Origin of the sequence: Sphingobacterium sp. G1-14 (genome assembly GCF_002196555.1) — a bacterium.
GTDB lineage: Bacteria > Bacteroidota > Bacteroidia > Sphingobacteriales > Sphingobacteriaceae > Sphingobacterium > Sphingobacterium siyangense.
In genome coordinates this window covers 5387312-5414015 of the sequence record NZ_CP021381.1, presented here as the reverse complement: position 1 = coordinate 5414015, position 26704 = coordinate 5387312, and the positions used below count along the sequence as shown (strand labels likewise).

Annotated in this window: 24 protein-coding genes and 2 tRNA genes; 14 read left to right on the top strand and 12 right to left on the bottom strand. The window is 37.7% G+C overall.

Annotation, left to right across the window (positions count from 1 at the left end):
* Positions 1-60 precede the first annotated feature (60 nt).
* A complete protein-coding gene (locus tag CBM24_RS23390) occupies positions 61-438 on the bottom strand; it encodes an START-like domain-containing protein (RefSeq protein WP_046671984.1) in 378 nt (125 codons plus the stop codon).
* 65 nt (positions 439-503) lie between these two features.
* Between CBM24_RS23390 and CBM24_RS23385 the strand changes: the two genes are divergently transcribed.
* The 3 genes from CBM24_RS23385 (at position 504) to CBM24_RS23375 (ending at position 2995) form a co-directional block, all read left to right on the top strand.
* Positions 504-577: transfer RNA gene (locus tag CBM24_RS23385), tRNA-Met, on the top strand.
* A 293-nt stretch (positions 578-870) separates the two neighbouring features.
* A tRNA-Met gene (locus CBM24_RS23380) sits at positions 871-947 on the top strand.
* 131 nt (positions 948-1078) lie between these two features.
* Positions 1079-2995, top strand: coding sequence for a peptide-N-glycosidase F-related protein (locus CBM24_RS23375; protein WP_088162926.1), 1917 nt, complete (start codon positions 1079-1081; stop codon positions 2993-2995).
* Positions 2996-3087: 92 nt separating this feature from the next.
* Here the strand turns inward: CBM24_RS23375 and CBM24_RS23370 are convergent, their stop codons facing one another.
* From CBM24_RS23370 to CBM24_RS23360, 3 genes are all read right to left on the bottom strand, one after another.
* Positions 3088-4767 carry a hypothetical protein gene (locus CBM24_RS23370; protein WP_088162925.1) on the bottom strand — a complete coding sequence of 560 codons (1680 nt, stop codon included), beginning with the start codon at positions 4765-4767 and terminating at the stop codon, positions 3088-3090.
* Position 4768: 1 nt separating this feature from the next.
* Positions 4769-5545 (bottom strand): ABC transporter ATP-binding protein, encoded by a 777-nt coding sequence (locus CBM24_RS23365; protein WP_088162924.1) that lies wholly within the window; start codon positions 5543-5545, stop codon positions 4769-4771.
* Positions 5546-5702: 157 nt separating this feature from the next.
* Positions 5703-6098 (bottom strand): hypothetical protein, encoded by a 396-nt coding sequence (locus CBM24_RS23360; protein ID WP_232475617.1) that lies wholly within the window; start codon positions 6096-6098, stop codon positions 5703-5705.
* A 182-nt stretch (positions 6099-6280) separates the two neighbouring features.
* Here CBM24_RS23360 and CBM24_RS23355 point away from each other — a divergent pair, with 182 nt between their 5' ends.
* A complete protein-coding gene (locus tag CBM24_RS23355) occupies positions 6281-6541 on the top strand; it encodes a hypothetical protein (protein WP_088162922.1) in 261 nt (86 codons plus the stop codon).
* On the opposite strand, the gene CBM24_RS23350 is transcribed toward CBM24_RS23355, so the two are convergent.
* From CBM24_RS23350 to rplM, 6 genes are all read right to left on the bottom strand, one after another.
* On the bottom strand, positions 6538-7359 hold the full coding sequence (locus tag CBM24_RS23350) for a helix-turn-helix domain-containing protein (protein ID WP_088162921.1): 822 nt from the start codon (positions 7357-7359) through the stop codon (positions 6538-6540). The two genes, CBM24_RS23355 and CBM24_RS23350, sit on opposite strands and share 4 nt — an antisense overlap.
* Positions 7360-7502: 143 nt before the next feature.
* Positions 7503-8366 (bottom strand): SDR family oxidoreductase, encoded by an 864-nt coding sequence (locus tag CBM24_RS23345; protein ID WP_088163767.1) that lies wholly within the window; start codon positions 8364-8366, stop codon positions 7503-7505.
* 187 nt (positions 8367-8553) lie between these two features.
* Positions 8554-9390 (bottom strand): translation elongation factor Ts, encoded by an 837-nt coding sequence (tsf, locus tag CBM24_RS23340; protein ID WP_075994150.1) that lies wholly within the window; start codon positions 9388-9390, stop codon positions 8554-8556.
* A 195-nt stretch (positions 9391-9585) separates the two neighbouring features.
* Positions 9586-10383 (bottom strand): 30S ribosomal protein S2, encoded by a 798-nt coding sequence (gene rpsB / locus CBM24_RS23335; RefSeq protein WP_075994149.1) that lies wholly within the window; start codon positions 10381-10383, stop codon positions 9586-9588.
* An 18-nt stretch (positions 10384-10401) separates the two neighbouring features.
* Positions 10402-10788: a 30S ribosomal protein S9 gene (gene rpsI / locus CBM24_RS23330; protein WP_070563091.1), complete on the bottom strand. Its 387-nt coding sequence runs from the start codon at positions 10786-10788 to the stop codon at positions 10402-10404.
* Positions 10789-10799: 11 nt separating this feature from the next.
* The gene (gene rplM, locus CBM24_RS23325; RefSeq protein ID WP_046671993.1) at positions 10800-11243 is read right to left on the bottom strand and encodes a 50S ribosomal protein L13; all 444 of its coding nucleotides are present in this window, start codon (positions 11241-11243) and stop codon (positions 10800-10802) included.
* A gap of 235 nt (positions 11244-11478) precedes the next feature.
* On the opposite strand from rplM, the gene CBM24_RS23320 reads away from it, so the two are divergent.
* From CBM24_RS23320 to CBM24_RS23300, 5 genes are all read left to right on the top strand, one after another.
* Positions 11479-13200, top strand: coding sequence for a tetratricopeptide repeat protein (locus CBM24_RS23320; protein WP_088162920.1), 1722 nt, complete (start codon positions 11479-11481; stop codon positions 13198-13200).
* Positions 13190-13993, top strand: a complete 804-nt coding sequence (locus tag CBM24_RS23315) for a DUF4292 domain-containing protein (RefSeq protein ID WP_088162919.1) — start codon at positions 13190-13192, stop codon at positions 13991-13993. The genes CBM24_RS23320 and CBM24_RS23315 overlap by 11 nt, the downstream gene beginning before the upstream one ends.
* Before the next feature lie 108 nt (positions 13994-14101).
* Positions 14102-15415 carry a murein hydrolase activator EnvC family protein gene (locus tag CBM24_RS23310; protein WP_088162918.1) on the top strand — a complete coding sequence of 438 codons (1314 nt, stop codon included), beginning with the start codon at positions 14102-14104 and terminating at the stop codon, positions 15413-15415.
* 93 nt (positions 15416-15508) lie between these two features.
* Positions 15509-15706: a twin-arginine translocase TatA/TatE family subunit gene (gene tatA, locus CBM24_RS23305; RefSeq protein WP_088162917.1), complete on the top strand. Its 198-nt coding sequence runs from the start codon at positions 15509-15511 to the stop codon at positions 15704-15706.
* Positions 15707-15890: 184 nt separating this feature from the next.
* Positions 15891-17357: a LysM peptidoglycan-binding domain-containing protein gene (locus CBM24_RS23300; RefSeq protein WP_088162916.1), complete on the top strand. Its 1467-nt coding sequence runs from the start codon at positions 15891-15893 to the stop codon at positions 17355-17357.
* A gap of 9 nt (positions 17358-17366) precedes the next feature.
* Here CBM24_RS23300 and CBM24_RS23295 read toward each other — a convergent pair whose 3' ends face one another.
* Positions 17367-17879 carry a phosphoribosyltransferase family protein gene (locus CBM24_RS23295; protein WP_070563077.1) on the bottom strand — a complete coding sequence of 171 codons (513 nt, stop codon included), beginning with the start codon at positions 17877-17879 and terminating at the stop codon, positions 17367-17369.
* A gap of 105 nt (positions 17880-17984) precedes the next feature.
* Positions 17985-18566 (bottom strand): C40 family peptidase, encoded by a 582-nt coding sequence (locus CBM24_RS23290; protein ID WP_046671999.1) that lies wholly within the window; start codon positions 18564-18566, stop codon positions 17985-17987.
* 536 nt (positions 18567-19102) lie between these two features.
* Here CBM24_RS23290 and thrA point away from each other — a divergent pair.
* The 5 genes from thrA (at position 19103) to CBM24_RS23265 (ending at position 26651) form a co-directional block, all read left to right on the top strand.
* Positions 19103-21550, top strand: coding sequence for a bifunctional aspartate kinase/homoserine dehydrogenase I (gene thrA / locus CBM24_RS23285; protein ID WP_088162915.1), 2448 nt, complete (start codon positions 19103-19105; stop codon positions 21548-21550).
* A gap of 87 nt (positions 21551-21637) precedes the next feature.
* Positions 21638-22576 (top strand): homoserine kinase, encoded by a 939-nt coding sequence (locus CBM24_RS23280; protein WP_088163765.1) that lies wholly within the window; start codon positions 21638-21640, stop codon positions 22574-22576.
* A gap of 155 nt (positions 22577-22731) precedes the next feature.
* Positions 22732-24039 (top strand): threonine synthase, encoded by a 1308-nt coding sequence (gene thrC / locus CBM24_RS23275; protein WP_088163763.1) that lies wholly within the window; start codon positions 22732-22734, stop codon positions 24037-24039.
* A 162-nt stretch (positions 24040-24201) separates the two neighbouring features.
* Positions 24202-25389, top strand: a complete 1188-nt coding sequence (locus CBM24_RS23270) for a class I SAM-dependent rRNA methyltransferase (protein WP_075994142.1) — start codon at positions 24202-24204, stop codon at positions 25387-25389.
* A 65-nt stretch (positions 25390-25454) separates the two neighbouring features.
* Positions 25455-26651 carry an MFS transporter gene (locus CBM24_RS23265; protein WP_088162914.1) on the top strand — a complete coding sequence of 399 codons (1197 nt, stop codon included), beginning with the start codon at positions 25455-25457 and terminating at the stop codon, positions 26649-26651.
* The last annotated feature ends 53 nt before the right edge of the window (positions 26652-26704 follow it).

Sequence of the window (26704 nt, the reverse complement as noted above, 5' to 3'; positions counted from 1 at the left end):
TTCCAACTAAGAGTTCCAGCTGGAGCTCTTAGTGGAAATATATTGCAAAGATAGGCTTTTTTATGCACCTATAACACTTTGAAGATAGACTATTGAATTTTTCCAAATTAACTTTCTATTTTCAAGGTCTTCTTCTTTAGCGTAATCTGTTATTTTAAGAGCAACATCATTTGTTAGTTCGTCTTGATCGATCTCCAGATCGAAATAATAGGGATCATCATCGAGCCATTTAAAGCGTACAGATTTATTTTCTCTCGATGCTACAATTTTTGCTCGGTGAGGTTCATCATCCCAAATGAAAGTATAAACGGTGTCTTTATAGTTTACATCATCTGCAAACCATTGTGCCAATTCGTTTGGTTCTTGCAAATACGGAAATAAAATTCTAGGTGAAGAGTTGATGATATATTCTAGTTGGAATTTTATTTTATCTGCCATAAAAATGTTTTTTTAAATTTTAGTTTGTTTAAATCAAAAATAAGCTATATTTGCATTCCCAAAATGGCGGGGTAGCTCAGATGGTTAGAGCGTTGGATTCATAACCCAAAGGTCGGCAGTTCGATTCTGCTCCCCGCTACAAATCTCTTCCAAAATTGCTTTTTACTGCATCAACTTATTATTTGTAATAATACATATTTATTTTGTTATTGCAAGTTTTTTTGTAAAAAGTTGCCCCTGTTTTTTGATAAACATGTTGTTTTTAGGACTATCAATTTTTTCAACTACTGTTTCTATTTTTCAATGATAAATTTATTGAGTTAAAAATGAGTTTGTTGCGTTTAATGCGAGTTTTAAATAGGTCAGAATTGGTAAAAAAATAAAAAAATCTTTTGAATTGACATACGAAGTGGTATATTTGCATACCGAAACGGCGGGGTAGCTCAGATGGTTAGAGCGTTGGATTCATAACCCAAAGGTCGGCAGTTCGATTCTGCTCCCCGCTACCAAAAGCATCAGTCTGTTAAGATTGATGCTTTTTTTATGATTGTATGTATTTCCTTTTTATCGCATTACCTTTTTTTCGCCGCCCACAAGAGTACATCTATCTTTGTATTGTTTTATGGATAATATTTAAATAATGAATATAAGACCTATACTAACCCTATTCTACTTTTTTATCTGCTATCATGTTTTTGCACAAGAAGGCACAATAAGCCATGTCGTTACACATCAACGGAAAACCATTCTATGTGATGCACAGAAAGGGGAGAATTCCTATCCAGCTTGGGGGGTATTTCCGAAAGAAAACTATCCTGTAAGAAAGGTTACTATGTTTGTTACCCTTGGGAGCCCAGATAGTTTGCGCACAGCGCATTGGGATTATTTGGATCACATCGTATTGCGTCGTAAAGGAGGAAAAAATGGAGCTGTGCTAAATTATGAATTAGGAAGAATGCTTACGCCATATGGTAGTATCTACAATAAAGGATGGAGTTGGAAATGGCAGGTCGATGTAACTGATTTTGCTCCTTTCTTAAGGGATAGCGTGGAAATTGTCTATACTCATTCTGGTTTTGAGGACAAGACTGTAGGGTGGGCACTTACTGTAGATTTTGAAATTTTATCAGGTCCACCAGTCGTTACCCCATTGGGAATAACAGCGCTGTGGAATAAAGCATATAAATATGGGGATGTTAACGAAAAGATAGCAGAAAATCTACTACCAATAACATATACCTCGAGTCCGGGAGCAGCATTGAGCCGAATACGTATTCAGCATACAGGGCATGGTATGGATAAACCACGTGGCTGTAGTGAATTCTGTAGCCGATGGCGCGAACTCACCTTCGATGGAAAGACTGTAGACAGACGTGATATGTGGAAGAAATGTGGAGGTAATCCACTTTATCCACAAGGCGGTACCTGGGTACATGACCGCGCATATTGGTGTCCTGGAGATTTACAGCAGCCTGATTTTATTGATGTATTTACTAGAGTTGGCACTCATCAAGTTGCCTTACAGATGGAACCCTATACAGCGACAGACAATGTACAGGCTGTCGAAAATATATCGGCTTACTTGTTTCAATATTCAGCCCCTAAACAAAAGGTAGATGTTGCAGTCGAGTCAATAATGGTTCCAAGTGATGAACAGCGTTTCTCTAGATTAAATCCGGCGAGTGCTGGCCCAAGGATCTCTTTCAGAAATTTAGGTGCTGACCCGATTCGATCCCTAGAAATTGTTTATGGCACGAAGGGATTTCCTGTCAAAACTTTCCATTGGAAAGGTAATCTTTCTTTTAATCAAGTTGCAGAAGTTATACTACCCGGAGAAATACAGGAAAAAGATCGGGAGAATGTATTCACGGTGTCACTTCTTAAGCCTAATGGAAAGCCGGATGCATGGCCCACAGACAATAAGGCGGAAAGCGTCTTTACAGCTCTGCAGAAATTTCCCACTGATTTTATTTTGGAGTTTACGACCAATAATAAACCAGCGGATAATCGTATATTTCTAATTAATGCAAAGCAGGATACGGTCTTTTGTAAGACAGGCTCTCAACTGGCTGCGGCAACAATGTATAGAGATACTTTACATCTTAATGAGGGAAATCACTCACTCTCTTTGGTTGATACTGCAGGTAACGGACTGCAGTTTTGGGCACAACCTGAAAATGGTGATGGTCATTTACGGATTTTCGATCTGAAAGGAAACCTTATTCATGCTTTTGAAAGCGATTGTGGAAATGGCGAAATGTTTAGTTTCAATGCCAAAAGTGAATTTGAGATGAACACAATTTCAACGCAATATGCCTTCTCACTTTATCCAAGGTCGGTTGTGGATAAGACGCAACTGAGCGTATTGTCCAATAAACAGAGTGAGATGATAGTGCTTTTTATGGTTGATGGCGTTTTGTGGCAAAAACATGAATACAAATCCATTCAACAAGCTGTCCTGAGCTTTGATCTGAGCCACCTACCTCCAGGAAGAATAATCGTTGAAGTTCTGATGGATGGTATGAGCCGATTTAAAGGACGGATAAATAAAAGATAAGCGGATAAAGAAAAGCACGAAGATATTTTGTGCTTAGATTTTGATTAAACAGATAAAAAAGCTCCATTAATGGAGCTTTTTTATCTGTTTAATCAATTGTCGTCGTAAGCTAAGCCTTTCCAGTCTTCTCTCTGTAGGTACTTCAGCATAAAAAAGAATACGACCCATGCAAGTCCGGCTAAGATCCAAATTAGAGTTTCATAGTGGAAAATTGTTTTATGTAAGTATCCCAAAATACCTAATAGGCCTAATATCAGTAGATTATTTATTGCTTTTGAATTGGATTGACTAGCCTTAGAAAACGGATAGTTTTTGACAATAAAAAGCATAATCAGAATACTTTCGATACCGCCGACCGCGGAAGATAATAGCAGATCATTAATAGAACTGAGACCAAATAGCGGTACACAGATAGAAAGAAACAGTATGTTGAACGGTAAAACATATTTAATAAGACATGCTTTGAGAACTCCAGTCATCAGTTGTCCCGGTTTTTGTATCGGCGTCACATGGTAGACCCAGGCCGCTTTATATTTATTACTTTGCGTGATAAGCTGGAAAACGGTTAATATGGTCAATAACGAAAGATAAAACATAATGATATACAAGCCCGAATCCCGAAGTTTCGCGATTTTGCCAGCTATTGGGAGATCATCTCCTGTACGTAGAAATAAAAAGACAAAATAAATAGGTAGATAAGCCAACGAAGGGTATAGCTGTTGCTTAAATTCTCTCGTTTTAGAACTTATCAGCCATACAATGCCAAATCCAGCCTCTTCAACAGGGGATGAGCAAACGCTCGAAGAGATCCTTTTATATAGCGGTAATTTGGAGGGATTATCTCGGGTTAATTGTGAAGTTTCACTAGGGAGGTTATCGGCACTTGCTAGTGCAGCTATTTTTGTATTAAATCCACTTGAAAACAGCTTAGCACAAGCGTAGATACCAGCAAAGGGAGTTAGTATTCCCAGTGTTGATAAGATGACTAAATGTACATTGTGGTTACCAAAAAGTAATGGTTGGAATGATGCAATCCAGGTACTTGGGAATATCCAAAGAAATCTGAGCTGTTCCATCGTTAAATGAGATTCCACAATAGATTGGATCAAATTTGGGCCAACATAATAGGATAGAAAAAGAACCAGTGAGAGACCGATCTGTATATAAGTAATTACATCTTTAAACTTTTGGATGGGGAGATATTTGATGCTAATCAGATAAAATCCATTGACAAATATCAGCGCGATTAAAGTGCTTAGTATAAGCTGCAGGCATAAAAGAAAGACGGAGACGATATCCCAATTGAATAATGCATAAATAAGCACAGGTAAGGTCAACGCAATTACTTGATTAAAAAGCTTGATTGCAATAAAAGTTATTCGGGAAATAGCTAAAGTCTTGTCATTAACTGGTCTAGGCATAATGATATACTGATCCCGGGTATCTAATAATATGGGAGAAAAATCGGATACCAACGTAATGCTTAACATGCTAATGAAACTGAGTAGCATAATCGAAACGGCTAAGTACCTATCTGGAATAGAAAAAATAATTACCATGAATATCAGGCCAAAGATGAGATACAATAAGAATTGTAAAATCGATGACGAAGAAGAGGATTTCCCTGAGCTACGTTTCCTAAAGCTAATCGGCTTTCTGTTCTCTAAGATTACTTTGGTTTCTAAGATGATCTTAAACTGTTCATAATTGATGCCCAAGCCTTTCCAAACCCCACGAAAAAGAAGGATAAATTTTAAGATAAATTTTTCCATGTTATTGAATTGCTGTAATGATATTGGAAGCGTCTAATGCACTGTTGCCTGTATTGGTTAATTTAGCAAATATATGCTCCAATGATTCGTTAGGATCTGTTTTTAGTTCCTCAATCGTACCATCCGCAATGATGCTGCCCTGATTTATCAGTAAAATCCGATCAGATACTTTTTCAACAACGTCCATCATATGTGAACAATAGAAAATTGTTTTCCCTTCTTTTGCAAGTAATGAGATAAGTTCTTTGACAAAGATAACAGCATTGGCATCGAGTCCAGACAATGGTTCATCCAGTACGATGATTTGTGGGTTATGAATAATTCCTGAAATTAAAAGTACTTTTTGACGCATTCCTTTGGAGAAGGTATCCATCCTATTATTTGCATTAGATTCAAGACCGAAGGCTGTTAGCAGTTTTAAGGAACGTTCTAAAATCAAATTATCTTCCATTCCATAGAGTTTACCTATAAAATCCAAGTATTCCATGGGAGTCAGGACGTCATATAATTCTGCGTTCTCGGGAACATATCCCAATAGTGCTTTTACTGCAAGTGGATCTTCTTGAATATTGATGCCATTAACTTCTACAGTGCCTGTGAAATCTTCGATTAGTCCTGTTAATATTTTAACGGTAGTGGATTTGCCAGCACCATTTGGGCCAATATACCCGATAACTTGACCTGGGAATATGTCAAGGTTGATTCCTTTCAATATTTCTTTTACTCCGTATGATTTTTTTAGGTCAACAATACGGATGAGAGGTAATATACTTTCCATATGATTATAATCTTCAAAGTAAACTTACATAAAAAATTGGAGTTATAGTTTCCAATTGAAAAGTATATATTTAATACTCTTGAGAAGAATATCTCTATTTTAATCAATAGAAAAGGGACCTTTTGGTCCCTTCAAAACTATGTTATTTTCGGAAAAACTACCTGTTGTTTTTGGGATATCCCTCTTCATCAAGATCATCTCTCAGATCTTCTTCGTTCTCGGCTAATTTCTTGTCCAAAGGGGATAGCCGTTCATGTTTAAAAGTCTCAATTCGCATGTTAGCTTTATCTAGATCTTCTTCTTCGAGCTCATCTTGTGTTGCATATTCATCTCCGACAAATGGATTAGAATCATCGTATGTTGAATCATCATCAATTGAGCCCTCAGCTACTGTATCATAGTCGGCGGGGTGGTCATAATCTGGGTCATTATCATCGACATCCATTTCATAACTGTCAAGCTCTTCATTGAAAGCAAGGTCCTGATCCATATCGGAATAGTCTTCTTCGACTTTCCCATTTTTATGCTCTTTTTTTGACATAATCCTACTCATGTTATTCATTTGTAAAACAGTTCTCAAAAAAAAAAGTTTTGAATTTATTCGGCAAAACTATTATTCCAAAAGTATTAAGAGATTCTGGGTTCGAATATCCTTCTGAAAGATAAAAACACAAAAAATGATTAAAGCATTAAAACAATGTAATTATATGTTTGTTCTATCTTAAAATAGGGACTATGATCTTCAAGCGTTTAAATTATCAGACTTTACAGAGTTTACGCCTACAAGGCTACAATATTTTATTGACCATTGGTCGAGCTGAAGACGAGAACCCAATTTATTTCCCGATGAAATTGGATTCTTTTAATTCCAGTACCTCAAATTTTGAAAGTGATGATGCAGATACCTTTCAAGGAAAAAAGATTCTTATTTTGGATGAGGCCATTCAACGCTCCTTAAATCATGATCTTAATGGTATAATCCAGCTTGACAATTAAGCACTATTTTTAGTTCTTTTATAAGAGCTGGGTGTAATGTTTCTTTTCTTCTTATAGAAATTGGTTAGGTGACTTTCATCATTAAATCCTAATTCTTCTACAATTTGTTTCATTGTGTATCTGTTGGATGCTAATCTCTCTTCAATTAGTTTAATACGAATATCATCTATATATACTTTGTAGCTTTTTGAATATCTTTTTTTAAAAAATGCCCCAAAATAATTTGCTGAAATTTGGAACTGATCTGCGATTGACCTGATTTGCAATTTATCCGGGAAATAAATATTTTGCTGTATGTATTGATCGATTTCTTGAGACATTTCATATGACTCGTTAATAGGTAGCTCCAGATCCTTCAATATATTTTCGACTAAAGCGAAGAGGGACATTATCTGGTGGAATATAAAAATTGATTCTGCTGTATCTTCACACTCATATTGTTGAATCAGAGATATTACCCGCTCGATTAGTTTTTTATTTTCCTTTTTAAGCGATAGGCTTTTATTTAATAAAGTCTTCGAGTTGAAGATATCAATAGGATTGTGTGAAAGTCTGAAATTTTGTTGTATAAAGTGCAGGTCTTTAAAATAGGAGTTTGAGAAATAGAGTACAAATGCGGTTGTATCCTTTTTTGTCTCAAGTGTTTCGAAATCTTTATTCAAAAAAAGTAAATTCTCTTTTGAAAATTTTAAGTTATTTCCTTTCGATACGAGTGTGCCTTCGGATATATAAACTAACGCAAAATCAAAACCTGTTTTGTTTAGTTCTAATTTTTGTTTGTGTTTGATTTTTTGAGATTCGAAAGATAAATTCATCATATGTACAGACCCTATTGGAAAATAATCGCTACAAACCTAAGAAAAATGAATTAAAGACTTTACTTTTTCCTCGCTTAAATCTACATGGATTACAGTTATGTATTCACAATAAAATATAAATCATTCGTTGTTTTAAACGGTTATCAAGTGCTTTTTGCATTTCTGGTCATTTTTTCAATAGTATCCCATTGATCTTCAGGAATAATATCTAATCCATTGAACTCTCCAGCCCCCTTAAGCCATTCGCCACCATCTATCGTGATAACATCTCCGTTGATATAACTCGCATAATCGGATACCAGATAGGCCGCGAGGTTAGCTAATTCCTCCAGTTTGCCCAAGCGGCCTAAGGGGATACGTTTGGTAGGTGAGAGGAGTTCGCCTAACTCGCCCGGGAGTAACCGTTCCATGGCGCCCGAAGTTTGGAATGGACCAGGAGCTATAGCGTTGAGTCTTATTCCTTTTTTTCCCCATTCTACAGCTAGAGATCTGGTTAGCGCAAGAACTCCGGCTTTAGCAGTTGCAGAAGGAACAACATATCCCGAACCCGTCCAAGCATAAGTTGTTACGATACTGAGTATAGCTTTATTCTGTTCATTTGCCTCAATCCATCGTTTGCCCAGCGCTAGGGTATAGTTTATACTCCCTTGGAGCACGATACCAATAACAGATTCGAAAGCTCGGTGGCTTAAACGTTCGGTAGGCGAGATAAAATTTCCAGCAGCATTGTTTATGAGGATATCTATCCCCCCAAAATGTTCATATCCATAGGAAACGACGCGTTCGACATTTTCATAATTTCGCACGTCTCCAGCTACTGCAAGACATTTTGCCTGATGTTTTTCCGATAATTCGTTTGCTGTATGTTGTATAACATAATCTTTACGGCTTGTGATCAGGCAAGAGGCGCCAAGCTCGAGAAAGTAATCTGTCATGGCTTTCCCTAGACCTGTACCACCACCCGTAATCAAAATTCGTTTTCCTTTTAACGCGTTTTCCTTTAACATGCCCATATGCTGTCCAGTTTTTATGTATCCTTAAGTTACACAAATTTGGGATAAAATAAAAGCTACGGTGGAGCGGATAAAAATAGTTCAGGAATAAATGGAGGTAGAGATATAAACAAAAGCAGGAGCTATTCATCGAATAGCTCCTGCTTTAAAATTTCCATTCTGAATGGGAATGGAAGTATGCTTATGCGCCTAATTGTACGCGTTTGAAAGCAGTTACAGTCAATCCTTTAGAAACAGAATCTAAGAATTGAGCGATGTTTTTAGAAGAATCTTTTACGAATTCTTGATTTAACAAAGTTGTATCTTTGAAGAATTTGTTCAATTTACCTTGCGCAATTTTCTCAGCCATTTCAGCTGGTTTTCCTTCAGCGATGATTTGTTCTTTAGCAATGGCAATTTCACGCTCGATTGTGTTTTGATCAACACCATCTTTGTCAATTGCAATTGGGTTCATTGCAGCAATTTGCATTGCTACATCTTTACCAGCTTCTTCAGCGCCAGCTGCATCAGCAGAAAGACCTACTAATACACCTAGACGGTAGTTCCCATGGATATAAGCAATAACTTTTTCAGCAGTGATAGTTTCGTATTTAGAAACGTCAATTTTCTCACCAATTACACCAGTTTGCTCGATTAAAGAATCAGCGATGTTTTTGCCATCAAGTTCCAAACCTTTTAATTCTTCCAAAGAAGCAGGTTTATTGTTTAATGCAAGATCTGCAATTTTTTCAGCGAAAGCTACGAAGTCTGCGTTTTTAGCTACGAAGTCAGTTTCACAGTTAACTTCAACTACGATACCTGATTTACCATCAGCAGTCGCTTTAGCGATGATAACACCTTCGTTAGAGTCGCGATCTTGACGGCTAGCAGCTACTTTAGCGCCTTTTTTACGCAAGTAATCTACAGCAGCTTCAAAGTCACCATTAGACTCAACCAAAGCTTTTTTACAATCCATCATACCAGCGCCAGTTTGTTGACGCAATTTGTTTACATCTGATGCAGAAATTTGTACTGACATGTTTATTTCTTTTTATTATTATTTACGACTGAAATTTGTACAATATTAACTTAAAACATGTTAAGCTAATATGAAGTTTAACATTCCTTGATAAACAAGTGTTGTTAAACCAAAAAACCGGACAGAGAGGCTAGTTCAAGAAAAGTAAACTTTTCCAGAAACTAACGCTACGCCATCCGGTTTGGAATAAAAATATTATTCTCCGTCTTTCGCTTTGCGAGGACGTTTAGCTTCTGAAGCTTCACCATTATCAGCTTTTGCTTTAGCAGCAGCAGCATCTTTTTCAGCTTCTTCTTCTTTGTCGCGTTTGCGCTCGTCCAAACCTTCTTGGATTGCTTGACCAATGATACCGGCGATTAAGCTAATAGATTTACTAGCGTCATCATTTGCTGGGATTGGGAAATCAATATTTGAAGGATCAGAGTTTGTATCTACCATTGCAAAAGTAGGGATGTTCAATTTCATTGCTTCAGAAACAGCGATGTGTTCTTTTTTCACATCGATGATGAATAAAGCAGCTGGTAAACGGTTCAAATCAGCGATACCTCCTAAAAGGTTTTCTAATTTGATACGCTCACGTTGAATCATCAACTTCTCTTTTTTAGACAATACATCGTATGTACCATCTTTTTGCATTTTGTCAATGTTAGACATTTTTTTGATAGACTTACGAACTGTAGCGAAGTTTGTAAGCATACCACCTAACCAACGCTCAGTTACAAAAGGCATATTAACCTCTTTTGCTTGTTGTGCGATGATCTCTTTTGCTTGTTTTTTCGTTGCAACGAATAAAACTTTGCGACCTGATTTTACGATTTGTTTGATAGCTGAAGCAGCTTCTTCTAATTTCGTAAGAGTTTTGTTCAAGTCAATGATGTGGATACCGTTACGTTCCATGAAAATGTACTTAGCCATTTTCGGATCCCATTTACGTGTAAGGTGACCAAAGTGCACACCTGCATCCAATAAATCTTGATAAGTAGTTCTTGCCATTTTTTGATCCTCCTTTGATTAACGTTTACTGAATTGGAATCTTCTACGAGCTTTACGACGTCCTGGTTTCTTACGTTCAACCATACGGTCATCACGTGTTACTAAACCTTTAGCGCGTAATGCAGGTTTAACTTCTGGGTTAAGTTCAACCAAAGCTTTTGCGATCGCTAAGCGAACAGCTTCTGCTTGACCTTTAACACCACCTCCGTTAACGTTTACTTTTACATCAAAGTTTGCTAATTCACCAGCTACGTTCAATGACTGTGTAGCGATGTATTGCAAAGGTAATGTTGGGAAATACTCTTTGTAGTCTTTACCGTTTATGATAATGTTTCCGCTACCAGCAGTTAAGTAAATGCGGGCAACAGCAGTTTTTCTTCTTCCTGAAGTGTTAGTTGTTGACATGACGATTCTCCTTAAAATTTAACTGGTTTTGGATTTTGTGCTTCATGCTTGTGCTCAGTACCAGCATAAACGTAAAGGTTTTTAAACAATTGACGACCTAAACGGTTTTTAGGAAGCATACCACGAACAGCTTTTTCAATGATGCGTTCAGGGAATTTAGCCATTAACTCTTTTGGAGAAACAAAGCGTTGACCACCTGGGTATCCAGTGTAGCGAACGTAAACTTTGTCGCCTAATTTGTTTCCTGTCAATTTGATTTTGTCCGCATTGATAACGATCACGTTATCTCCGCAGTCTACGTGAGGGGTGAATGTAGGCTTATGCTTACCACGAATTACTTTCGCGATGTTGCTCGCCAAGCGCCCCAAAATCTCTCCTTCAGCGTCAACAACGATCCACTCTTTGTTAACGGTGTTCTTGTTGGCAGAGACAGTTTTGTAACTTAACGTATTCACTTGCTTTTGTTTAAATAATTTATTAAAATATTTTTCCTTCCCTTATCTCAAGGGTCTGCAAAGGTACATCTATTATTCTATATTTTAAAATCTATTTTGCTTATTTTGTTGAAAACGAGTTGAATTTCAAACGAGCCCCACTAATCTCAATATTTTTACAACTTCCTCGAATGAATATTGTTACATTAGTTAGTATATTGCAGGAAGAATTTTTAAATTATTATAGCGGAAGTAGATGAGATTGAATTTTTTAGATAAACGATTTTTTTTAAGTTTTATTGGTGTATTTCTAATAGCACTGGGTTCATTAAAGGCACAATCTTCGGATAAAAAACCTAAACCTTACGATGCACGATTCAAAAACGTACAGGAAATATTGAAGCAAGGGAAAATTGGTCCAGGGATGGATTCTTTGGACGCCATACTCGCGGATTACCCACAAGCAGATGATATCTATTTTACAAAGGCAATCCTTCTTGCACAGATGAGAAATCAAGATGGAGCAATCGAAGCCATAAAAGAAGCGTTGAATATTCAGTCTAAGCCTGAATATCTAAGTTTTGCCGTAGATGCGTTTAAAAGTAAAAACGAGGCGGATAGTGCTTTAATCTATCTCGATAAGTTGATAGATCAAGATGACAATAATACAGCCTCACTAAAACGGGAGCGTATCATGCTCCTTTTCAATGGCGGATACAAGGATGTGGCTTTGGAGTATTTCTATAAAACCAAAGAGATTGCAGTCGCTTCTGATACATTGGACATGGTTGGTAGTGTCTTGTTAAATGATGCTGGTAATTATAAAGCGGTCATTGATCTTTTGAAACCCTGGGCAGACAAAGGAACTTCGCTGGCTCAAGTATATGGTCAATTAGCACAAGCTTATAATCTTTCCAAAAACTCGAAGCTTGCATTGGACTATATTAATAAAGGAATTCAGACAACAAAAGAGGATTTTCTTTATTTCGATTTGGCTGATCTCTATCGATTTGATAAAAAGATGAAATTATCTTTCGATGCACTTAAACAAGGATTTCAATCTAAGAAAGTTGACTTTGCAGATAAGAATCGGATTATAATGACCTTGTTGAATCCGAAGGGCCCCTATTCAAAAGACCAACTTTTGGAACTGGTCAATATCTTGGTTGAAGTTCATCCACGTATTGCCGAAAGCCATATGGCAAAGGGACAAGTGTTATGGTTGAGAGACGATAAGTCAGCCGCTCAAAGTTCGCTAGCAGTTGCAGTGAGTATGAACCCTTATCAAATTGATGCTTGGCGGATGCTGATGAGTTTGGATATGGACAAAGGCGAATTTGATCAAGCCATTGCACATGGTGGGGAAGCGCTACACTATGTGGCCAATAATGCAACCATACTCTATTTTACAAGCATGGCCTATTTGATGAAGAAAGACATGGAGAATAGCCGGAAGTTTATGGAAGCCGCACTTAATAATGCACAGGATGAATCACCTTTTCTACAGGCAAATATTTATGGCGGATTAGGTGATATTTATAATTCACTTAAGATGTATAAAGCCTCTGATGCGGCTTATATCGAAGCTATTCGATTGGATAGTACAAATGTGACGGCCATGAACAATTTAGCATACTATTTGTCGTTAAGAAAAGAACGACTTGATGATGCTACAAAGTATGCAGCAATGGCGACGAAATTGCAGCCCAATAATGGAACTTTTGAAGATACCTATGCTTGGGTACTTTTCGCAAACGGAAAATATGATGATGCGCTGGTGTGGATTCAAAAAGCGTTAAAAAATACAAATCCGCAAACGTCTGTATTGCTGGAGCATTACGGCGACATTCTTAGTAAGTTAGGGAAAACAACAGATGCCGTTAAGCAGTGGAACCTGGCTTTAGAAAAGGGGACTGATACGGAGGAGAGTAAGCTGAAATTGAAAAAGAAGATTGAGACTAAAAGCTATGTGGAATAAAATTGTTTGGGTTAGTGCTGTTGTGTTGCTGCTTTCTTCTTGTAGTTCTAAGAAGAAGCTACTAAAAGGTGCTGATCTGAAAGCTGAAAATGAGTTGACGATAAAAGATAATACAAGGGAAGCAAAGAAAAATAGCTTACGTAATCTTTTTTTGACTAATTTGAATTATTCTACTTTTTCTGGAAAAGCAAAAATGCGTCTCGATCTTGGGAAGGATAATTATGATGTCACTTCCACTATTAGAATAGAGAAAGATAAAAGGATTTGGATTTCCATTTCTGCCACACTGGGTATAGAAGTTGCCCGGGTATTGATAACTCCAGACAGTGTACAAATCTTAAATAAATTTCAGAGCGAATATATGGTTAAGCCATTTGACTATCTATATCGTTTTGCCAGCCCGGATTTAACTTTCGGGAACCTACAAGATTTGTTGCTTGCAAATCTTTCGGTGAATCTATTGTCCGATATTGATCAGGTTAATTTTAAGCAGGATTCGATGTCTGTCCAGTTAGATGGCAAACTGAATGAACTAGATTTTTTATATAAATTAAATAATAACAATAGGCCTTATCAATTTAGATTAGCGCAACTTTCAAAGAAACAGTTGTTGGAAGCCAATTACGGCGAATATGCCATGGCTTCTGGGCAGGAATTTCCTATGCTTTTAAAAATGATCATTTCTGATGGTCGTCAAGAGATAAAAACAGAGATAAATTTTAACAAAGTGACTTTTAATGAACCGGTCGAAATGCCTTTTTCAGTATCGTCACGTTATAAAGTAATCCGATGAGAAGCTGTCTATTTCCTTTAGATTTATTACTTTCGCAATTAGTTTGCTAAAGTATAGGGTGAATTGATAGGATAGAAAGATGGCAAACACAAAAAAATAGTACTGTAAATGAACTTTAAAAAGACAATACTTGGTATAGCTGCTTTCCTATTCATGATTGGGATTTCATCGGCGCAGACTAGGGCTGAACTTGAAAAACAGCGTGAGAAACTCAACCGCGAAATTGCTGAATTACAAAATACGGTCAAAGAGATTGCAAAGGAAAAATCACTGACCCAACAACAAGTGACAGCATTGAGTAAGCAGATTAATTTGCGCGAGCAGAAGATAAATACCATTACTTCGGAAGTCGCTGTAATCAACAAACATATCAATGCCAATACCGCTGCCGTAAATAAGTTGAAGGCTGAATTGGAGAAGATGAAACGTGACTATGAAAAGATGGTGATGTTTGCGTTCAGAAACCGAAATGCCTATAATAAATTGATGTTTATTTTTGCATCAAAGGATTTTAATCAGGGGTTCCGACGGGTTAAGTACTTACAACAGTTTAATGATTCTAGAAAGCTGAAAGCTGCTGATATCGAAAATACCAAGAAACAGATTGAACAAAAAATAGCTCAATTGCAGGCGGACCGAAACAAACAGGTTGCCTTGATGAAAGAGCAGGAAAATGAGAAAAGAACAATATCTCAACAGCGATCTGTTTATTCTGGACAATTGAGTGAATTGATTGTTACAGAGCGCGGTGTCAAGAAAGATATTACCCAAAAGCAAAAAGAGGAGCGTCGTATTAATGCGGCCATTAAGGAGATCATTAGAAGAGAAATTGAGGCTGAACGTCGACGGGCTGAGGCGGCACGTCGTGCGGCAGAAGCGGCTGCTGAGCGTAACCGCAAAGCGAATGAGTCTACATCAACTACAAAAGGTAAGAACAATACAAGTTCGAAAGGCAGTAATACTACTCGAAAATCAGATTCTGAAGTCTTACGTAGCACACCGGAAGCAGTCAAACTTTCAAATGACTTCAGATCTAATCGCGGTAGTTTACCTTGGCCTGTTTCTAATGCGAAGATTATGCAAGAGTTTGGTTCGGAAAGTGTCGGTAGAAATGTCAATTGGGATCACGAAACTGTTAAAATACAAACATCAAGCGGTTCGGCTGTGAAAGCAGTATTTAATGGAGAAGTTTTGAGTATAGTATCGATGATGGGGCAGCGTATTGTCATGATTAAACACGGTGAATACTTTACTGTGTATATGAATTTGGCTGGTGTAAGTGTTTCAAAAGGGCAAAAAGTAAGCACGGGCCAAACTATAGGAACGGCTGATGTGGACTCGGATACGGGAGTTCCGATGGTAGAATTTTCTGTGCTACAAGGAACAACACCGCTGAATCCGATGTCATGGTTGGCGAGATAAGAAATAATTACTATATTTAATAATTATCATTACATTTGTAAAGAGAGAGAAAAGTTTTAGTTTAAAAGAATTGAAAAACAAGAAATTATAGTTATGTCAACATCATTATTAATCATGGGAATCGGGGGGCAAGAGTTAATTGTCATTGTAGTAATATTGTTACTATTATTTGGTGGCAAGAAGATTCCTGAATTGATGCGCGGATTGGGTAAAGGAGTTAAGGAATTTAAAGAAGGCCAAAAAGATGAGTCTTCACCTGAAAAAAAATCTGAAATAGAAGATAACAAATAAGGGAGGTTTTGATCCCATATAGCATGGATACGATTTTGTGAGGAACAAAATCGTATTTTGTTTTATACTCGACCTACAGCTAAATAGGGCGAAAACCATTTTTATACTAAAATCCATTTCTAAACGTTTAGATTATTGTTGATTTTTCAGCAGATGAATCAAACTCGGATTTAACAGTAAATTTATGATCGGAAAACAGACGTTAATTTCAATACTAGGAGGGGTATGCTATGTACTACCACTCATGGCCCAAGAAAGCGCTGTAGAAGGCATGAAAGAAGCCGCCCATACCTTCTTTCAAAAAAGTATCGAAAAAGAAAAACAAGAGATTTACCAATACCTTGACAGTATAAAATCTTCCGGAAATAACGGGAAGCATGATGCTGAAATTACAGATGAAGATATACAGCTCGTGCGGAAACTGAAAGCAATAGAACGTGAGGTTCCATTGGACTACTCACCGCGAGTGAAAGATCTGGTTGCTAAATATACGTCGGATAATTATAACCCTTATATGTGTAGGATGATGGGACTAGGGCAATACTATTTCCCATTGTTTGATAAAATCATGGATGAAGTTGGAGTGCCACGGGAACTCAAATATCTAAGTGTAGTCGAATCATCATTAAATCCACGCGATATCTCCAGTGCCGGAGCAACAGGCTTATGGCAATTGATGTATTATGAAGCCAAAACTTATCATCTTACAGTGGACAGTTATACCGACCAACGTATGGATCCGATTGCTTCTAGTTATGCCATCGCAAAAATCTTAAAAGAAGCTTACGATGAATATGGCGATTGGCTATTAGCGATAGCATCCTATAATGGTGGTAAAGGAGCGGTTAGCCGTGCGATCCAACGTTCCGGAAAAGAGAATGCTACTTTTTGGGATATCGCACCATATCTAACACAACAGACCCAAAACTATATCCCTAAGTTCATCGCAATGACATATGCGATGAAATACGCGGACGAAAATGATATCAATGCTGCGGATACTGAACTTTCACTAAGAACTCAAGCATTAGATATCAATAAACGGATTTCATTGAACCAAATAGCGGATGCTTTACATGTCTCAAAAGAGACATTACGTGCATTGAATCCTAGTTTTAAAAGAAATGTATTAAATGGTACCGAAGAGTCTCCATTGCGATTGGTGTTACCTGTCTTGGATAAAAAGATTGCCTCAGAAGAATTGTATGCAGCTCTCAACACACCAATATCTTCCGCAACTCTTAGTCAGACGGAAAATTTGAGTGAACCTTTACAAAATGGCAAATATAAAGTGAAAGTTGGTGAGACATTCGCTTCCATTGCTGACAAGTTTGAAGTAACAGTACAGGATATAAAATCGTGGAATAACCTGCGCGGCAATCAAATTGTCCCTGGACAAAACTTACTGATAAAAAAGGAGGATGATTTCGTAAACGCGAAATTAGCTCGTAATACAGAAAGATCTTCAAAGAAGAATCAACAGCATGCCGCTAGCGCTACACGTACAGCTTACTATGTCGTGAAGAAAGGCGATACTTTATCTGATATCGCAGATAAAAATGGTACATCAGTCGGTCGACTTAAAAGTGAAAATGATTTAAACGGAAGCCGGATAAAACCGGGGATGAAATTGAAAGTCTCAAAGAAATAACAGCATGGTTTAAATTAACCATGCTGCATCTTCTTCTTTATCAAATTCTTCAAGAGTAACGGTAACATGTTCTCTTAATATCGTTGAAAGCTTCGTGCCATAGTAGTCACTAAATATAGGGAACTTATGGTGGCTTCTATCAATTAATACAGCCGTTCTCATTTTCTTCAGTGGAACGTTCAAAAATACACCCAGTCCATAAGCTAAGGCTCTACCACTATTCAACACATCATCAACCAAGATGATGGTCTTGTCTTTTGCAATATCAACAGGTATGTCTGTGCTTGCACTCAGTGATCTACTCGTTTTCTTCATGGTAACTTTAATCAGCAGAATTTCTTTCGTTGAAATCTCCTGTAAAATTGCTTGAAGGCGTTGCGCAAATACATAACCCCGGTCGGCAATTCCTACTAATACAAGTGTTTCATCTTCAAAATTGTCTTCCAAAATTTGATAGGCAATCCGAATAGATTTTTGTTTTATTTGTTCTTTATTTAAGATGAGCGTTTTCTTTGAAGACATAATAGTATTCCAATGATTATAGGGTAAAAATAGGATATTATATTGTATAAAAAAAGTCCAAAACGAGTTAAACGCTTTGGACTTTCCTAGATCGAACCGATCTTATTAATTCAATTTATTATCTTTTTCTGCTTTTAATATTTCTGCAGTAAGCGATCTATTATCTTCTGGTAAGCGACCGCCATTGTAATAATAACGTCTCCAGTATGGTTCATCTAAATTGCTGATCATAACTCCTTTGCTAGATGAGGCATGTGCAAATTTATTGTCGCCAATATAAACACCGACATGGGTGATACTTTTACTTCTAATTTTGAAGAATACCAAATCACCTGCTTTTAGCTCATTTTTTTCGACAGTTTTGACTTGAGAATATTGATTTCTGCTATTATATCCTAACGAAGTATTAAATACTTTGTCGTATAATTCATAAGAAAATTTAGAACAATCAATGCCTCTTTTTGAATCTCCTCCTAGACGGTATGGAGTACCCAACCATTCGTAAACAAATTGATAAAGTTTGGTATTTGTTGTTGCTGAGACTGCAACTCCCATAATTTGTGAAAAGTATTCTTTCGCTAGGTTATCAGGATCTGATTCTGGTTTGGAGTTTCTGTTGGTTTGTGCCTGCGACACTAGACATAAGCCGATAAATAGCATTGACGCTATAAATTTCTTTGTTTTCATTAAATCGCTTTTTTGTACAACATTTAACTTTTAAAAATTCAACACTGTCATCTATTTTGGACAGCACTGTTGCGAATATAATACAATATCAGTTTAAGGTCAAATTTATTTTAAGGTATTTAACGAAATTTTAACAATTTTAACATCTTTATCGGACCCACCTGGACTTATTGAAAATTAATGGTTCTGTCAATCGTCGGCTACATAAAGTAGATTGTTTGCTACACTTAAAAAAAATGTCTATCTGATAGAATACCACTCTATTTGGGTTCCCATTGTGAATCTTAAAAAAAATATTAATTTTCTTTGGTAAAGTGATAATATTTGTTCTATATTTACAAAACATAAGCAATAGCAATGAACACAAATACAATTATTACATCGATTATTATTACCACCGGGATAAAACTCAGGAGGAAGTAGTTTCGTTGTATATAATTGTAGACACAATATTTAGAAGCGCTTTCCTCGACAAAGGAAAGCGCTTCTTTTTTTAACACAAAAATCATCAATCTAAACAAACAGTATAAAATAGTATGAAAGTTTTAAAATTTGGAGGCACATCGGTCGGTACGGTAGAAAGTCTAAAGGCGGTCTTAAGTATTGTAAAAAAATCTTATGATGCAAAGGAAAAGCCATTGGTTGTGTTATCAGCTATGTCTGGTGTAACGAACTTGCTTACCCAGTTGGCTGAGGACGCTGCAGAAGGAAAGTCCTTTTCAGATGGCCTAAAGTCCCTGGAAGATAAGCATTTTACGGTTGTTAAAGAGCTTCTGGCTGTGAAATATCAAAATCCTGTATTTACAAAGCTAAAGTTGTTTTTTAATGAGATAGAAGATCTCCTCCAAGGAATTTTTGCGCTAAAGGAGCTGAGCAATCAAAGTAAAGATTTGATCCTTAGTTACGGTGAGCGTTGCTCAAATTATATGGTATCTAAGGTGATGGAACAATATATTCCTGAATCTCTATTTGTAGATGCATCCCATTATGTGAAAACAGATTCAAATTTCGGTAATGCTCATTTAAATGAAATGCTAACCGAGCAATTGGTCAAATCCTTGTACATAACGCATCGTGATAAGCTGCTGTTTGTTACAGGTTTTATCGGAAGTAATGAAAATGGGCGTATTACCACCTTGGGAAGAGGTGGATCAGATTATACTGCAGCGATCTTCGGCTCAATACTGGACGCAACAGCCATTGAAATTTGGACAGATGTGAATGGGATGTTAACCGCCGACCCACGTATTGTGAAGAAAGCTTTTTCCCTGCCTGTATTATCATATACAGAGGCAATGGAATTATCTTACTTCGGTGCTAAGGTGATTTATCCTCCTACGATGATTCCGGCTTTCTTAAAGAAAATACCGATTGTTATTCGAAATACTTTTGAACCTGATTTCTCAGGGACTGTGATTCAGTTTGATAGTGGAAAAACCGCTCTGCCAATCAAGGGAATTTCTTCGATCTCCGATATTTCTGTCATCAATCTGAGTGGATCAGGGATGATCGGTAAGTCGGGTTTTAGCGGACGGCTTTTTACGCTATTGGCTAGAGAGCAGATCAATGTTGTGCTAATCACTCAGTCTTCTTCCGAACATAGCATTACATTTGCTGTCAATCCATCAGATGCCAAACGTGCTATACAATTGATCGAAGTGGAGTTTGAGCTTGAAATCCAGGCGAATAAACTGGTCGTTCCTGCGATTGAAGAAAACCTGTCTGTATTAGCCATCGTTGGTGAAAATATGAAAAAAACTCCCGGTATGTCCGGTCGGTTATTTGCAGCGCTAGGACGGAACGGTATTAACGTCCGGGCTATTGCGCAGGGCTCATCTGAATACAATATATCTGTAATTATTGGTAAGGAAGATTTAGCAAAGGCACTTAATGCGGTACATGACGCGTTTTTCGCAGAGCTGAAGAAAACTTTGCATGTATTTAATATCGGTACCGGTAACATTGGTGCAACTTTATTTAAACAATTGGAAAATCAGCATGAATTCCTTTTGGATAAAAATGATATTGAAATTAAGGTTGTTGGAATCTCCAATAGCCGTAAAATGCTTTTTAATACCGAAGGTGTTGATTTAAATAATTGGTCCGATGAACTTGCTAAAAATGGAACTGAATCAGACCTGGCATTGTTTATTGATCGAATGAAGGCACTGAATTTACCGAACTGTGTATTTATCGATAATACTGCAAGCAAATTACCGGCGACCTACTACGAAGATATCTTTAAATCCAATATTTCGATCGTCACTTGCAATAAAATTGCGAATTCAGGTAAATACGAGCAATATAAAACACTCCGTGATACTGCTCATCGACACGGTGTAGATTTCTTTTATGAAACAAATGTAGGTGCTGGATTGCCTATCGTCAGGGTGCTTAAAGACTTGATGTTGAGTGGTGACCGTATCGTGAAGATAGAGGCTATTCTTTCAGGGACAATCTCCTATATTTTTAACAATTTTAAAGCAGATGCTTCTTTCTATGATGTCGTCAAACAGGCTCAGGAGCTTGGATATACCGAGCCAGATCCAAGAGATGATTTAGGTGGTATAGATTTTATGCGTAAAATGCTCATCTTGGCAAGAGATGCCGGGTATGCTGTTGAGGCCGAAGACGTAGACCTCGGCGCAATATTACCTCCAGCATGTTTGAAAGCAGATACTGTAGATTCTTTTTATACAGAATTGCAGCAAGAAAACGAATATTTCGAAGCAATGAAGAAGAAAGCTGCTAATGAAAATAAAGTAATCCGTTATATCGGGAAATTGGAAAATGGAAAAGTATCCATTGCGATTCAGTTTGTTGATGAAAACCATCCTTTTTATGCTTTATCAGGCAGCGATAACATTATATCGTTTACAACAGAGCGCTATAAAGAACGTCCCCTCGTAGTAAAAGGTCCTGGTGCGGGGGCTGAGGTGACAGCTGCCGGTGTATTTGCAGATTTGGTAAATGTTGGAGCATAAAAACTATTCAAGGAAAATAAAAATTACGTGATGGCCAATAATTTAAATGTGGAGTATCTCAAGGATAAGGTGATAAATTTAGACAGTATGCTGTCGGAAGTTCGTGTTTTTGCGCCTGCAACTGTCGCAAATATGATCTGTGGTTTTGATATATTGGGTTTTGCTGTCGAGGAACCCGGTGATGAGGTGGTTATGCGGCGCACGCAACAACCTGGAGTAACGATTCGGGAAATAACTGGCGACGATGGAAGACTACCACTCGATCCCGGTAAGAATACGGTATCTGCCTGTGTTCAATATCTATTACAAGCCTTGAATATCTCTTCAAAGGTAGGTGTCGAAATTGAATTGCATAAACATATGCCAATTGGATCGGGACTTGGCTCCAGTGCAGCAAGTACCGTGGCTGGGCTTTTTGCCATCAATACCATGCTTGGAAACCCTTTGACAAAAGAAGAATTACTGCCATTTTGTGTTGAAGGTGAGCGTTTGGCTTGCGGTACGGGCCATGCCGATAATGTTGCCCCGGCGCTTTATGGAGGCATAACATTAATTCGGGGAAATGAACCTTTGGATGTTATTTCCATCCCTTCACCAAAAGAGCTTGTAGCAGCGGTCGTTTTTCCACAGGTCGATGTTCCCACACGTGACGCAAGACAACTTATAAAAGATAAAGTGCTGTTAAAAGACGCCGTGACACAATGGGGTAATATCGCGGGATTGGTTGCCGCGTTGTTCAAGGAAGATTATGATCTTATTGCGCGAAGCATGAAAGATATTCTTATTGAACCAACCCGTGCAATTTTAATTCCTCAGTTTTATGAAATGAAAGAGATTGCCTTGAAAAATGGCGCCTTGAGTTTTGGTATTTCTGGCTCAGGACCTTCCGTCGTTGCAATAACACGGGATGAAAAAATAGCAAAGGATATTGCCGACAAAATACAAACTCATCTCAAAGAAAATGAAATTGATAGTTTTGGCTATGTTTCCCGTGTCAATGTGGAAGGACCCAGAATATTAGATTAAAAATTATTTAAGGACAGAAACGAGGTTTATAAAATCTTAGGTTAATTGATCATTGCCTCAGAAAAGATAATAAAATGAAATATCCACATTCTAAAGTCAACACGAATGAAAATAACAGGATGTTTTATCGGCCTTTACAAAAAGATTATTTACATATGAAATTTTATAGTACAAATAATAAAACATTAGAAGTCTCCTTCAAAGATGCGGTCTTCAATTCTCTCCCTGCAGACAAAGGATTGTATATGCCTGAAGAGATACCACAATTGGATCCGCTGTTTATTAAGAATATTCAACAGTATTCCTTGCAGGAGATTGCTTTTGAAGTAGCTTCTACACTATTGGGAAATGATATTCCCAAAGACGATTTAAAACAGATTGTGAACGATGCCATCAATTTTGATGCTCCTGTAAAATTCTTGACCGACAGCACCGCTGTGCTTGAACTATTTCATGGGCCATCTTATGCCTTTAAGGATTTTGGGGCTCGCTTTATGAGTAGGGTCATGGGCTATTTTTCAAAGACTGACGATAAATTACTGGACGTACTTGTTGCGACATCAGGCGATACCGGTGGAGCTGTTGCCTTGGGCTTTTTGGGAGTAGAAGGAACACGTGTGACGATACTATATCCTAAAGGTAAAGTCTCGGAGGTTCAGGAATTACAACTGACCACTAATGGACAAAATATTCGTGCTATTGAGGTAGAAGGAACCTTTGACGATTGTCAGGCATTGGTAAAACAAGCCTTTAGTGATGCCGAACTTAATGCTATATTGCGTTTGACTTCCGCTAATTCAATCAATATAGCACGGTTGATCCCACAGACATTTTATTATTTTTATGCGTATGCACAATTGAAGTCACAAGGAGTCAATGAGGTCGTATTTACAGTGCCGAGTGGTAATTTTGGTAATATTGGAGCTGGTTTATTGGCTTATAAAATGGGACTTCCAGTGAAACATTTTGTAGCAGCAACAAACGTCAATGATACCGTTCCTAGATTCCTTTCTTCAGGTAAATATGAGCCACTGCCTTCTGTTCAAACCCTAAGCAATGCCATGGATGTGGGAAATCCAAGCAACTGGGTACGTATACAGGATCTCTTTGGCGGAAATGTGGCTGAATTAAAAAATATGCTTTCTTCTTATACATTTACAGATGAAGAAACAAAAGAAGGAATGCAGAAATTACTTGAAGAATCGGATTATATCGCCTGTCCGCATACAGCAATTGCCTGGCTTGGCGCTCGTGCTTATGCAAATGAGTACCCCGGTCCGTATGCTTCAGTTTTCTTATCGACAGCACATCCCTGCAAATTCCCGGATGCAATAGCCGCAGATGTATTCGAAAAAATAGTTTTGCCTGTCGGCGCAGAAACATTGCAAGGAAAAGAGAAATTAGCAGAATCTTTGAAAGTTGATTTTGAAGCCTTCAAAAAATATTTAATCAACCATAACTAAACGTTGAGGGCTCCTTAGGAGCCCTTTTATTTTTATTCAGAAATAGTTGAGTTTTTTGGATTAAAAGGATTTTTGGGAAATATATAATGTATTGAGGATGTTAGATTGTTTTATCCGGAAAGTTTCATCAGGATGTCGAATTAATAAGTTAATTTTGCAACAATGAAATCAGTTTATTTGAATAAGGGTAAGGATAAAGCTGCCTGGCAATTGCATCCTTGGGTATTTTCTGGAGCAATTAAATCATTGTCCGATAAAATTGAAGATGGCGAAGTTGTTGGCGTTTACAATGCTGAACGTGAATTTATTGCCTATGGTCTATTTCACAATAGCTCGCGTGTAGCCATTCGTTTATTGGAGTGGAACCCTCAAGCACAGATTGATGCAGATTGGTGGCGTGCCCGAGTTCAGAAGGCTGTTGCAGCAAGACAGCATCTGTTGCAAGAAGGCGTTACCAATACAGTTCGTTTAATCTTTGCTGAAGCAGATTTTCTTCCTGGACTTATTGCAGATAAATACGCAGATTTTATATCCATTCAGATTCATTCAGTTGGGGTGGAAAAAGTCAAATCCATTATTATAGATGAATTGAATGCTTTGCTGCAACCCAAAGGAATTTATGAGCGCAGTGATCTGAAATCCCGCGAACATGAAGGATTACCCGATACCAATGGACTTTTGTTTGGAGAACTTCCATCTGAATTTGTCGACGTTATCGAAAATGGCATTCATTATAAGGTTAACATTATTGATGGGCAAAAATCGGGATTTTATTGCGACCAACGTGAAAATCGCCAGCTAACGGCCAACTACGTTTTGAATAAACGAGTCCTAGATTGTTTCTGCTATTCCGGTGGTTTTACGTTAAATAGTTTGAAAAGTGGCGCTGCAGAAGTCATATCTGTAGATAGTTCTGCACTGGCTATTGAAACCCTGGAAAAGAATATTGTTGAAAATGGTTTTGAACCTAGTCGACATAAAGCAATATTGTCTGATGTAAACAAGCAATTGCGTAAATTCATTGATGAAGGGGAAAAATTTGATCTGATTGTCCTGGATCCACCGAAATATGCACCCTCTCGATCTGCATTGGAAAGAGCATCAAGGGCGTATAAAGACCTGAATCGCCGCGGATTGATGTTGTTAAATAGCGGTGGTTTATTAGCGACATTTTCTTGTTCAGGTGCGATGGATATGGATACGTTCAAACAAGTGCTCGCTTGGGCTGCACTGGATGCCGGTAAGGAAATTCAGTTTATCAGACAATTTCATCAACCTGAAGACCATCCTGTCCGGGCCTCGTTCCCCGAAGGTGAATATCTGAAAGGATTGTTGGTACGCGTATTGTAATTATTATATGAAGGTAGTTTAGGTTGGTTTGTTAAAATCAACCTTTTTAATTTTTGAAAGACGTCATGATACAAGAGAAGGCGGGTAGACCTATTTTTTCTATTTTGTTTGCCGTGAGTATGGTGCATCTTCTGAACGATATGATTCAGGGAGTGATACCGGCAACCTATCCCTTGCTCAAAGAAGAGCATCATCTAAGCTTTTCTCAGGTTGGGATGATTACAATGGTTTATCAGATAGCAGCTTCAATATTCCAGCCTGTTGTAGGCTCATTTACGGATAAACATCCTGTACCGTACTCCCAGATTATAGGGATGTCTTTTTCACTTCTCGGTATGTTTTTGTTTTCGAAAGCACATAGTTATGAATGGATCTTATTTTCTGTTTTTCTGGTCGGGATTGGATCTTCAATCTTTCACCCTGAATCTTCTCGTGTAGCTTATATGGCGTCGGGAGGAAGAAGAAGTATGGCACAATCTATTTTTCAGATCGGAGGCAATGCAGGGACCGCAATGGCTCCAATCATTGTCGCTTTTTTGGTTTTACCGAGAGGGCAACAGGCGATCGCTTGGATGTGCTTATTTACCATTCTCGGCCAATTTATATCTTATTATATCGGTAGTTGGTATAAAAAGAGGCTTCAAAGCTCCGCTAAATCAACGAAGAGAACAATACGCGTACCTGATCTACCCAATAGCAGAATCGTCGTGACGGTTATTATACTCCTATTACTGATTGTTTCAAAATACTTCTATATAGCAAGTATCACAAACTACTTCCAGTTTTATACAATCAAGAAATTCGGAATCAATGAAGTGGAAGCACAAGTCTATCTATTTTATTTTCTGATAGCCGTTGCGGTGGGAACCCTACTTGGAGGAGCATTCGGCGATCGATTTGGTCGCAAATATGTCATCTGGTTCTCCGTCTTGGGCGTTGCGCCATTTGCATTGGCATTACCCTATGTTGGACTTACGATGACGGGGATATTAATCGTGATTATTGGGTTGATTTTATCATCAGCTTTTCCAGCAATTATTGTTTATGCACAAGAACTATTGCCTAAAAAGTTGGGTATGGTTTCAGGTTTATTTTACGGCTTTGCATTTGGAATGGGGGGGATTGGATCCGCTGTACTTGGCTGGCAGGCAGATCATACTTCCATCGAGTTTATTTATCACTTATGTTCCTATCTGCCATTGATCGGTATTGTGGCTTATTTTCTTCCCAATCTACAAAAAACACCTTATAAAGAAATTTAGATTTAACATATAGGCATATGTTAAAAAAGAAAGAGCGGATTTCAATAAAGTAT